10 protein-coding genes and 1 riboswitch are annotated in these 10,936 nt (G+C 68.9%); of the genes, 4 read left to right on the top strand and 6 right to left on the bottom strand.

What is annotated here, in order from left to right; translation table 11 throughout:
- Position 1 precedes the first annotated feature (1 nt).
- Entirely contained in the window at positions 2-1,372 is a 1,371-nt protein-coding gene (locus AC4D14_RS05670) for an MFS transporter (RefSeq protein ID WP_490900631.1), read from the bottom strand.
- Positions 1,369-2,457, bottom strand: a complete 1,089-nt coding sequence (locus tag AC4D14_RS05665; protein ID WP_490900630.1) for a mandelate racemase/muconate lactonizing enzyme family protein — start codon at positions 2,455-2,457, stop codon at positions 1,369-1,371. The genes AC4D14_RS05670 and AC4D14_RS05665 overlap by 4 nt, the downstream gene beginning before the upstream one ends.
- A 181-nt stretch (positions 2,458-2,638) precedes the next feature.
- Here AC4D14_RS05665 and AC4D14_RS05660 point away from each other — a divergent pair, with 181 nt between their 5' ends.
- Together AC4D14_RS05660 and AC4D14_RS05655 are read left to right on the top strand one after the other, a co-directional pair.
- The gene (locus AC4D14_RS05660; RefSeq protein ID WP_490900628.1) at positions 2,639-3,712 is read left to right on the top strand and encodes a LacI family DNA-binding transcriptional regulator; all 1,074 of its coding nucleotides are present in this window, start codon (positions 2,639-2,641) and stop codon (positions 3,710-3,712) included.
- A 46-nt stretch (positions 3,713-3,758) separates the two neighbouring features.
- Positions 3,759-4,634, top strand: coding sequence for an aminodeoxychorismate lyase (locus AC4D14_RS05655; protein ID WP_490900626.1), 876 nt, complete (start codon positions 3,759-3,761; stop codon positions 4,632-4,634).
- Between the two features lie 47 nt (positions 4,635-4,681).
- On the opposite strand, the gene AC4D14_RS05650 is transcribed toward AC4D14_RS05655, so the two are convergent.
- The 3 genes from AC4D14_RS05650 to AC4D14_RS05640 are packed head-to-tail and all read right to left on the bottom strand — an operon-like array spanning position 4,682 to position 7,580.
- Complete coding sequence (locus AC4D14_RS05650) at positions 4,682-5,479, bottom strand: energy-coupling factor transporter transmembrane component T family protein (RefSeq protein WP_490900624.1); 798 nt, start codon at positions 5,477-5,479, stop codon at positions 4,682-4,684.
- On the bottom strand, positions 5,476-6,969 hold the full coding sequence (locus AC4D14_RS05645; protein ID WP_490900622.1) for an ABC transporter ATP-binding protein: 1,494 nt from the start codon (positions 6,967-6,969) through the stop codon (positions 5,476-5,478). Before AC4D14_RS05645 ends, AC4D14_RS05650 begins: the two co-directional genes overlap by 4 nt.
- Positions 6,969-7,580 carry an ECF transporter S component gene (locus AC4D14_RS05640; protein WP_490900621.1) on the bottom strand — a complete coding sequence of 204 codons (612 nt, stop codon included), beginning with the start codon at positions 7,578-7,580 and terminating at the stop codon, positions 6,969-6,971. Before AC4D14_RS05640 ends, AC4D14_RS05645 begins: the two co-directional genes overlap by 1 nt.
- Positions 7,581-7,644: 64 nt before the next feature.
- A riboswitch (TPP riboswitch) is annotated at positions 7,645-7,777 on the bottom strand.
- A gap of 120 nt (positions 7,778-7,897) precedes the next feature.
- On the opposite strand from AC4D14_RS05640, the gene AC4D14_RS05635 reads away from it, so the two are divergent.
- The gene (locus AC4D14_RS05635) at positions 7,898-8,158 is read left to right on the top strand and encodes a DUF4235 domain-containing protein (RefSeq protein ID WP_490900619.1); all 261 of its coding nucleotides are present in this window, start codon (positions 7,898-7,900) and stop codon (positions 8,156-8,158) included.
- A 79-nt stretch (positions 8,159-8,237) separates the two neighbouring features.
- Positions 8,238-9,629 (top strand): MFS transporter, encoded by a 1,392-nt coding sequence (locus tag AC4D14_RS05630; protein WP_490900618.1) that lies wholly within the window; start codon positions 8,238-8,240, stop codon positions 9,627-9,629.
- Positions 9,630-9,942: 313 nt separating this feature from the next.
- Here AC4D14_RS05630 and AC4D14_RS05625 read toward each other — a convergent pair whose 3' ends face one another.
- Complete coding sequence (locus AC4D14_RS05625; RefSeq protein ID WP_490900617.1) at positions 9,943-10,893, bottom strand: endonuclease domain-containing protein; 951 nt, start codon at positions 10,891-10,893, stop codon at positions 9,943-9,945.
- Positions 10,894-10,936 lie beyond the last annotated feature (43 nt).

The following is a 10,936-nucleotide window of genomic DNA, read 5'->3' as shown; positions in this document are numbered from 1 at the left end:
TTCATCCCTCCAAAGCCGGTGATGCTTGTGCTTGTGCGCCGGGAACGAACGCCGGGGGTGCCTTGACAATAACCAAGGCGACCGCGCCGACGATAGCGAGGGCCGCGGCGAGGGTGAAGGCCCCGGTCCAGGACCCGAGGTCCTCGATGAGGAATCCAGTGACGATGGGGGCAATTACGCCGGCCATGTTGGCGCAGAAGTGGACGAAGCCCGTGACCCCGCCGAGGCGGGCAGGGTGCACCGCATCGCGGACGATTGCGAAGAACTGCACATTGGCCAGGTAGAGCAGGAACAGGACGACGGCGAAGAGGCTTACAGCGAAGGCCAGCGAATTCACAGTCGCCAGCGGGATGCACAGGGCGCCGCTGACCGCCAGGAACAGCGCGGTTGCCCATTTGCGCACGGTCAGCGGCACGGCGGCCTTGCTGGCGAGCCGGTCGGAGAGCACCCCGCCGAGCGCCGTTCCAATGGCGCCGGCCACCCAGGGAAGGGATCCGGCCCAGGCAAGCTCCTTGAGGTCGATGCCCTGGGTCTGGACAAGGTAGGTCGGGTACCAGGACAGGAACATGAACAGCATCCAGCTGAACCCGAAGAACGCGAGCGCGTTGGCGATGACGGCGGGCTGGCGCAGGTAGAAGGAGAGCTTGGGGACCTCCTCGGTGGAAACCTCGTCCACCGGCGTCCGGTCCGAGGAGATGAGAGCGAGCTCCTCGGCGGTGATGCGGGGGTGCTGCTCCGGCTTGTCGCGGACCACCCAGTACCAGCCCGCGGCGATGACAATGCCAATGCCGCCGAGCACCAGGAAGGGCACCCGCCAGTTGTTGTTCGACCAGATCAGCAGGGCGGACACGACCGGCACGCCAAGGGCTGCACCAAGCGGGTTGGCGGCGAAGGTCAGGCCCATGGCCGTCGCATATTCACGCCGGGGGAACCAGTTGCCCATGGTGCGCGCCGTCGTCGCACCCTGCGGCCCCTCACCGAGCCCGAAGAGCAGGCGCTGGAGGAAGAAGCTGGCGAAGTTGAAGCAGAAGGCGGCGAGCGCCGTGGCGATCGACCACCACAGGGCCGCGATGGCCATTACCTTCCGCGAGCCGTACTTGTCGGCGAGCGCGCCACCGGCGAAGCAGGCGGGTGCGTAGGTAAAGGCGAAGGCACCGAGGATCAGCCCCATGGTGCTGGTGCTGAACCCGAACTCCTGAATGATCAGCGGCGCCGCAACACCGAGCGCCGCGCGGTCTCCGTAGTTGAGCAAAAGGACTGCCGCATTCGAGCCCATGATCCGCCAGCGCATGCCGGGGGCGGGCCGCTGGAACCGGCGGGGTCGGACGGGCTCGCGGGCGGGTTCGCGGGCGAGGACTTCCGAAGCCGTCATGAACGCACCCCTTCGAGTGCGGCGAAATCAAGCTCGACGCCGTGGCCGGGGAGCTCCGGGGCGACGGCGAAGCCGTCCTCGATGCGCAGGGGCGCGGCGAGGTAGGCGTCAAGGCCGAACCCGTGGGCTTCCATGTAGGTGCGGTTGGGAGCCGCCGCAAGGGCCTGCACCGTGAGGTCGTGCACGCCGTGGGAGGTCACGGGAAGGTTGTGTGCCTCAGCGAGAGCGCTGATCTTCCGGAAGGTGGTGTAGCCGCCGCAATTGCTGACATCGGGTTCCGGGAAGGTGATGGCTCCTGCGGAGATGGCCTGCTGGAATTCGTAGAGGGTGTGGAGGTTCTCGCCTCCGGCGATCGGCTGGCGCCCCTCGCGGACGATGCGGACGTATCCGGCGATGTCGTCGGGGATCGTGGGCTCCTCGATCCACACCAGGTTGAACTCGGCAAGGGCATGGGCGGCGCGGATCGACTCATCGACGCTCCACTTCATGTTCGCATCAACCATCAACGGGAAGTCCTCGCCGAGGTGCTCGCGCATGCGTGCCACGCGGGCAACGTCCTCGCGCAGGTGGGGGCGCCCGACCTTCATCTTGATGGCACGGAAGCCCTGCTGCTGGTAGCCGTCGGCCTGGGCCAGCAGTTCCTCGATCGGCAGCTGCAGGTCGATCCCACCGGCATAGACGGGCACCTTCGGGTCGAACCCGCCGAACAGGCGCCACAGCGGTTCGTTGGCCTTCTTGCCCTTGAGGTCCCACAGCGCGATATCGATCGCCGAGATGGCGGAGGTGACATGCCCGCCGCGGCCCGCGTAGTGCATTGCCCACCATGACTGCTGCCAGATGGATTCGATGCGGTCGGCGTCCTGGCCCTGCAGAAGGGGCGCCAGGTAGCGCTCGATCATGACGGCCACGGCGGCGCCGCCGTGGTTGACCGTGTAGGTGTAGCCAAGGCCAACGGCGCCGTCGCTGTCGGTCACCCGGACGGTGATGAGTTCGAAGTCAAGCATGACCCCGTGCATGCTGTCGGTCAGCGTCTGCTGCAGGGGGATCCGGTAAAGGTCCGTCCGCATCGTTTCGATTTTGGCCATTGTCACTCCTTTGGGCATGGTTACCGCTGATGGGTCGGCCGTCCCTAAGGGCCGGTCCGGCACTGTAGAAAACCGGTTTTCTCCGGCGGCGTCCACCCTACGGCGAATCCAGAGTGAGGTCAACATCACACTGTCTCCTGTGACACAATCAGAGTGCCGCATGGGTCTAAAGGGAGGTTCAGTGCGCGATTCCTCCGATACACCGGTCAGGCCAAAGCAGAGGTCACGGCTCATCGACGTGGCCAACCACGCCGGCGTCACCAAGTCCGTCGTCTCCCGGGTCCTCAACAACGACGGCACCCTCTCCATCCGCGAGGAGACACGCGTGCGGATCCTCGAGGCGGTCCGGGACCTCGAATACCAGCCGCACACCGGTGCCCGCGCCCTGGCCGGGGCCAGCACGCGGGCCCTGGCCCTGCTCATCCCCGACCTCACGAACCCGGTCTACTCCCGCATCACCCGCGGCGCGGTCCAGCAGGCACGGGCCCGCGGCTTCGCGATGCTGCTCGCCGAGGACGCCGCCGACTTCGGCGTCGACCGGCAGTTCGCCGACCTCGTGGCGAGCCACCGCGTCGACGGCCTCCTGATCGCCTCGGCGCGCTCCGACCACCCCCTGCTGGGTATGCTTCCCGATTCCCAGATCCCGCATGTTTTCGTGAACCGCGTCGTCTCCGGGTCGGGCCGCAACATTTCGCTGAACATCGAGGCGGCCAGCCGCGCCGCCCTCGACCACCTGCTCGCGCTGGGGCACCGGCAGATCGGGCACGTCTCGGGCCCCGAGGACCTCACGCCGACCATCAGCCGGCGGTCCGGCCTGCTTGGGGCCGCACGGAGGGCCGGAATACCCGAGCCGTTCATCGAGCCGGGTGAGTTCAACGAGCAGGGGGGCTTCGCGGCCGCCACCCGGCTGCTGCTGGATCATCCGGAGATGACCGCGATCTACGCGAGCACGCTGAACCAGGCAATCGGTGTCCTTTCCGCCGTCCACGACGCGGGGCTGAGCGTTCCCGAGGACATTTCGGTCATCTCCTATGACGACCTCCCGCTTGCCGGCTTCCTCCACCCTCCCCTGACCGCCATCGCCATGCCGCTGATGGAGCTGGGGCAGGCGGCCGTCGACGCTCTCTGCGCCCAGCTCGAAGGCGCCCCTCCCGAAGACATCATGGTTCCGGGCGGGCCCGAGGTGGTCGTGCGGCAGTCAACCGGTCCTCCGCCTCCGCATCCGCGCGGCGGCCGCGGAGGCGTTCCCTCCTAGGCGGTACCCTCCGGGCCGCCTCCGGGGCGCCCGTTATGCTGACGTCATGACTGTACTGGTGTTCCTCGATCCGGCATTCGAGCACGGCCGCGTCGTCGATGCGTCCCAACCCCAGCTCATGGCGACCGACCAGGGCGCGACGCGCGGCGACGGCATTTTCGAATCCCTCCTCGCCGTCGGCGGCACGCCGCGGAAGGAACAGGCCCACCTTGAGCGGTTGGCGTCGTCGGCGTCGGCCCTGGCCCTCAGGATTCCCGCCGCCGAGGCCTGGAGCAGGGCCATGCGCACCGGGCTTGCCGAATATGCGGCGGCATCCCCGGAGGACGCCGAGGTTGTCGTGAAGCTTGTCGCAACGCGCGGCGTGGAGGGCCGCGGAGCGACGGCGTGGGTGCAGGTCTCCGCCGTCCCGCCGGCCACAAGGAAGCAGCGCGAGACCGGCGTGGCGGTGCTGCTGCTCGAGCGCGGGTACGACAGCACTGTCGCCCAGCGCGCGCCGTGGCTGCTGCTTGGCGCGAAGACCCTCTCCTACGCGGTGAACATGGCCGCCATCCGGTATGCGAAGGAACACGGCGCCAACGACGTCATTTTCACCTCCTCCGACGGCAAGGTCCTTGAGGGCCCGACCTCTACCGTGCTGATCGCCCGGCGCCGGGACGGCGTCAAGACGCTCATCACCCCGCAGCTGGAGAGCGGCATCCTGCCCGGAACCTCGCAGGGCGCCCTGTTCCGCGCCGCCGCCGAAGCCGGCTGGCAGCTGGGGTACGGCCCCTTGGAGCCCAAGGACCTCCTTGACGCCGACGCCGTGTGGCTCATTTCGAGCATCCGGCTGCTGGCACCGGTGACCGCGATCGACGGAAATCCGATCCCCGTGGCTCCCGAGCTGACCGAAGAGCTGTCTGCGCTCGTCGACCGGTTCCTCTGAGCTGACCGGCTCATCTTGTCCCGGCCCGGCTTTCCCGGCGCCAACGGTCAGGACACGATGAGGTTCCACGTTCCCGCATAGACGGCGGCGCTGACGGCGGCCGTGGCCAGTGCCGCGCCCGCGAGGGCGACCCAGCCGTCGACCGCGCTGAAGGTGCTCTGCCGCGCCCAGGTCCGCTCCCCGGCGCCGAAGCCGCGGGCCTCCATTGCCACGGCGAGGCGGGTGGCGCGGCGGATCGCCTGGACGAGCAGCCCGAAGGACTGCCCGAGGAAGTCGCCGGCGCGCGCGAACGGGCTGCCGTCGGGCCCGGCGCCTCGGGCGTGGCGTGCCAGCCCGAGCATCCGCCACTGATCGAGCAGGAGCCCTGCGAGCCGCAGGGCGGCCAGCGCGCCAAGGACGAACCGGTGGGGAAGACGCAGCTTCTGGGCGAGGGCGTCGGCAAGGTCGGTGGGGTCGGTGGAGACCAGCAGGAAGATCCCGGGCAGCGCCACGGCAAGCCCGCGCAGGCCCACCGCGATGCCGGCGGCAACCGAGTCCTCGGTGAAGAGGAAGGGTCCGGCATCGAACAGGACCCTGCCGGTTTTTTCGGCGAGCAGCGCGGTGCCGTAGCCGCCGAGGGCCGCGGCGATCACCAGCGGCCAGATCCGCAGGAACAGCCGCCGGATGCTGATCCCCAGCAGGGGCATCAGGAGGATCTCACCGGTGAGGGCGACGGCGGCGCTGACCCAGTCGATGCTGAGCATGACGGCGACCGTGACGATGCCTGCCGCGAACAGCTTGGAGAGCGGGTTGGCGCGCAGCAGCACCGTCCCGCTGAGGACCGGGGTGAGCAGGTCGGCGCTCATGCCGCCGCCCGCAGCTCGGCCCTGCCGGTGCGCACCTCGAGGACGCCGCTGCCGAGCGCGCGGGTGAAGTCGTCGTCGTGCGTCACGGAGACGACGCTGCAGCCCTCGGCGACCAGTCCCCGGAGCAGCCCCACGAGTTCGGCCCAGGTTCCGGCGTCCTGGCCGAAGGTGGGCTCATCCAGCACCAGCACCCCGGGACGGGTGGCAAGCACTGTGGCGACCGACAGCCGCCGCTTTTCACCGCCGGACAGCGTGAACGGGTTGGCTGCCAGCAGGTGGGTCAGGCGCAGGCGTTCGGCGAGCGCCTCGACGCGGGGACGGTACAGCGCCTCGGGCTCGCGGGCCGACCGCGGACCGAAGGCCAGCTCGTCGGCGACGGTGCCGGTCAGGAACTGGTGCTCGGGGTCCTGGAACACCGAACCGATGCGCTGGACCAGCTGCGAGGACTTCCAGCGGGCCGGGTTGCTTCCGGAGCCCCGGGCCAGCGCGTCCGTTGCGGCGAGCGTTCCTCCGCGGGCAGGCAGGAGCCCGGCCAGGGTGAGCGCCAGCGTCGACTTTCCCGACCCGTTCGCGCCCACGATGCTCAGTGCGGAGCCCTCCCGCAGGGAGAGATCCACCCCTTCGAGGACGGCGGGCCCGCGCTTGGTCCGTGCCACGGCCAGGCCCCGGGCGGCAAGGAGTTCCGCACCAGCACCCGGCGCCGGCAGGGTACCCGGGACGGGCGGGTGCCAGCCGGGAATCCACACCCCTGCCGCTGCGAGGACGGAGCGGGTGGCGGGGCCGGTGAGGACTGTTTCGGGCGGTCCGTCGGCGAGGAGGCCGCCGCCGGCGCCGAGGACCACCACGCGGTCAACGACATCGGCCCACACGGCAACCCGGTGCTCGACGACGATGAGGGTGGCCTTCGTCCGGTCGAGGGTGCGCACGACGGCGTCGCGCACTTCGGTGACGCCCTGCGGGTCGAGGTTCGCCGTGGGTTCGTCGAGCAGCAGCAGGCCCGGCTGCATGGCGAGCACGGCGGCCAGCGCGAGGCGCTGTTTCTGTCCGCCGGACAGGGCGGAGGTGGGACGGTCCAGCGGGACGTCGAGTCCGACGTCGTCGAGGGACTGCCGGACGCGCTGCCAGATCTCGGGCCGGGGAACCGAGAGGTTTTCGGCTCCAAACGCCACTTCGTCTCCCACCCTGGCGAGCACGATCTGGGAGTCCGGATCCTGCAGCACGAGCCCGGCCCGGCCGCGGTGGGCGGCCGGGCGTGCGCCGTCCAGCAGGATCGAGCCCTCCTGCTCGCCCTCCTCGGCGTCGCCCAGGACGCCGGCGAGGGCGGACAGCAGCGTTGACTTTCCCGATCCCGACGCGCCGAGGAGCAGCACCCGTTCACCGGGCTCGATCCGCAGGTCGACGCCCCGGACGGCAAAGCCGGGACGACCCGCGTGGCGCCACCCCCACCCCTCGGCGGTGGCGCCCACGGGGGCGGTGTCGGTGCGGGCCATCAGTCTGCCGAGCGGCCGGCGGCGAAGGAGGAGAGCACCCCGGTCTTCGCGAGGCCCCGCACGGCGAGCCAGGACAGCAACCCGGCGATGACAACGCCCGAGACCGAGGCGAACAGCACGTAGAGCAGCTGGTAATCGACGGCCCACAGGGCGTTGTAGAGGATGTTCTCGCTGACGGCCAGGGCCATGCCGGACCCGAGCCCCGCGAGCAGGGCGACGCCGAGGTTCCACTTCCGGTACAGGAAGAGGAGGAACACCAGTTCGGCGCCGAGACCCTGGAGGAAGCCAGAGAGCAGCACGGACAGGCCGAACTGGGTGCCCAGCAGCGCCGACACGGCGGCGGCGAGGACCTCGCAGTAGATCGCGGCGCCGGGCTTGCGGATGATCAGGCCGCCGAGGACCCCGGCGATGAGCCAGCCGCCGGTATAGAGGCCCATGAGCGGCGGAAACGCGCTGGTCAGCAGCACGACCCCGCTGTAGCCGGCGGACCAGGCGAAGAAGACGACGCCGACGGCCACGGCGAGCACCGAGGCGACGACGATGTCAACGACGCGCCATTCGAGGCGGCGCCGGGTTGGAGCTGTGCTGGTTTTGGCACTGGAAACTGCCATTGTGAAGATCCTCCTGAGGTACAGGAGGGGAGGGCGATGGACGGCGCCAATATGCCGCCGCGCTCGCCCTGAGAACTCGACTCCCTTCGCCGGTACTAACCGGATCAGGTTCGAGGGTCTGCGGTTGTCCGCACTCTCAGCGCCCGGTTCCTTCAGCAGCGTAACTGCGTCGGGCCGGCGCTCCCCTGTCGTATGTTTGCGCGACCGAGTCTACACCCGGGTTCCGGCACGCTGCCATGCGGGCCCAGGTGGGCAGTGCCGCCCCGGCCCGGCACCGTTAGGCTTGGTTGGAGAGTGAGCCAACCGAAGGAGACGCAATGCAATTGCTGTTCAAACTGCTCGGAACCGGGATGAGCCTGGGCGCCGGTATCGTCGCAAGCAAATTGGTTGACTTCTTCTGGGAGAAAATCACCGGGGAATCCTCGCCCAAGGGCACAGAGGGACTCGAGAACACGGTACGCTCGGCGCTCGTATTCGCCCTGGTCTCCGGTGCAGTGAGAACCACCATCCAGGTGTTCACCAACCGCACCCTGCAGAAGGCGATCGAGCGGTTCGAGAAGACCCGCGACCTGACCTAAAGCCCAAGCCGCGGTGGGCGCTGAAGTCGTCCACCGCGCCGGACCGACGATTCCACGGGCCGCCGGTAGCATTCACCCTATGACCAAGGATCAGCAGCTGCCGCTGCCCGCGAAGAGCGCTGCCCCGTCGTCGTCCGGGCACCGCCCCGAGCGGACCTTCTCCCGCCAGGTCCTTGCCTGGGCCTCCTGGGACTGGGGGTCTGCGGCGTTCAACGCGGTGATGACCACTTTCGTCTTCACCGTCTACCTCACCTCGGATGCCTTCGGCGGTGAGGAGCGCGCGTCGTCGACCCTGGGGTGGGGGCTCGCGGCGGCGGGGCTGCTCATCGCGCTGCTCGCCCCGGTGACCGGGCAGCGCTCCGATAACGGCGGCCGGCGGAAACTGTGGCTGGGCGTGAACAGCCTCATCGTGGCGGTCCTCACCGGTCTGTGTTTCTTCGTCTTCCCCCGCCCCGAACTGCTCATCCTCGGTGTCGCGCTGATCGCCGCGGCCAACATCTTCTTCGAGTTCGCCGGCGTCAACTACAACGCGATGCTCTCCCAGATCTCGACTCCGGCGACCATCGGCCGCATCAGCGGCTTCGGCTGGGCCATGGGTTATGTCGGCGGGATCATTGCCCTGGTCATCGTGCTCGTCGCCTTCGTGCAGCCGGTGATCGACTGGCCGGGCTCCTCCACTGAGGACGCCCTGAACATCCGGCTGGTGGCCGTATTCTCCGCCCTGTGGTTCCTCGCCTTCGCCCTGCCAGTGATGTTCTCGGTACCCGAGGTACCGCGCCAGGCCAAGGCCGCGCAGCTCGGCTTCCTCGCCTCGTACGGGCTGCTGATCCGCCGGGTCCAGGCGATCTACCGGACCAGCCCGCACACCATCTTCTTCCTGCTGGCCAGCGCGGTGTTCCGCGACGGACTGGCCGCCGTCTTCACCTTCGGCGGGATCATCGCGGCGGGCACCTTCGGCTTCACGCTCAGCCAGGTCATCGTCTTCGCCATCGCCGGCAATGTGATCGCCGCGCTCGGGGCCGTGGTCGGGGGCTATTTCGATGACCGGGTGGGGCCCAAACGGGTCATCGTCGGCGCGCTGGTCGGCCTGCTGATCGCGGGCTCCGCCATCCTGATTCTTGGCGCGGAGACGTACTCCTTCTTCGGGATGGCGTGGACGGGCGACACCACGTTCTGGGTCTTCGGCCTCCTGCTGACGCTGTTCGTCGGGCCGGCCCAGTCGTCATCGCGGGCGTACTTGGCGCGCCTGGCGCCCGAGGGCGGGGAAGGCGAACTGTTTGGTCTCTACGCCACGACAGGGCGCGCCGTCAGCTTCCTCGCCCCGACCCTGTTCGCCCTGTCCATCGGCATCTTCGGTGCGCAGCGCTTCGGGATCATCGGGATCCTCCTGGTGCTCCTCGCCGGGCTGCTCCTGCTCCTGCCGGTGAAGCCGCCGGGGAAGGTGGCTCCCGCCGTCGTCCCCGCGGCCTGAGGACGGCCGGCGTTCCCCGGCCCGTTCTCCCCGATCGAAGCTGCAGCTCATCACCCTTCGCGGGACCTCGTATCGCCGAAACTGCAGCTCACCACCCTTCGTGGGGCCCCCTTTCACCGAAACTGCAGGCAACCACGCTCCGGCGCTCCGAAAACGGGGTGACCTGCCAACGCAACCGTGGTGATAATGCCGTCACCCGTCGAATCCACAGCTCACCACCCTTCGCCTTGCCGTTGACGTGTTGACCTGCCAACTCGACCGCCGACAGTCCGATGCCGCGGGATCAGGTGGAATGAACCCGCCGTTCCCCAGTTCATTCGAGGTGCCGGCGAGGGTCCCATCCGTTGCGCAGCAGCGCGTCGCGCACCTTGACCACGGCGGCGGTCGATCCGAAGACGTCCATCATGCGTGAAGTGATGATGATCTGCGTCCACCCGGCTCGTGCGGTCGCCTCGTTGCGGGCAATATCCAGTTCCTGCCGCTCCCGCGCGAAGTGATGTGCGCCGTCGTACTGCAGGGCGACCTTGTACTCCGGATAGGCGAGGTCCGGCCAGACGACGTGGCCACCGGTCGCATCCGTGATCACGAATCCCAGCTCGGGCTCGGGGAGCCCCGCCCGGACGAGGGCGAGGCGGAGCGCGGTTTCGGGCGCCGAATCGGAACCCACCCGGATCAGGACCAGAGCCTGACGTGCGGTGGTTACCCCGCGCGTCCTCCTCCGGCCTTCCAGCATTTCCGACAGTTCCTCGAGGGACGTGAGCCCCTCGCGTTTCTCGCCGAAGATTCGGTGATTGCAGTTCACCAGGTAATCCCCGGCGGCGACGAGGGCATCGAGGTCGAGGAGTTGCGCCAGATCGCACCAAGTGCGGGCCGGGCTGGTCAACGGAATGCCTTCCAGCGCTGTTATCTGCGCCGCACCGAGGTTCATTGAGTGGCCGCGCACTCCCTTCCGACGCGGCCCCGCCATACCCCGGGGACAGGTGAGGTGGATGGTGAAGTCGCGTTCCACTGCCGGCGGTAGGGGGATTCGCCACAGGCGGGCGGCGGTCGAGAAACTCGCCACGGCGCCGGGACTCACGGCGAGCAGCGGTCCGAGCGACTGGCTGAGCGGCTGGACGGCGCCCCATGGAACCCTGATTCCGCGGCTGGGCGTCTCAAACCGGGAGGCTTCCGTCCGCCTCCTCGAAACACCCAACCGGAGTGCCTCCTCGAGAGTGAAGGACCGTCCGGCCAAGGTTCCCGGCAACGGCTGAGGCTTGCGCATAGAGCCAGTGTCTTGGGCTGAGGGCCGCGGGTGGGGTCCAGGC

Source organism: Arthrobacter sp. TJ-254 (assembly GCF_058269175.1).
The sequence above is the reverse complement of the archived record's forward strand: the minus strand, read 5'-3'. Positions and strand labels throughout refer to the sequence as shown.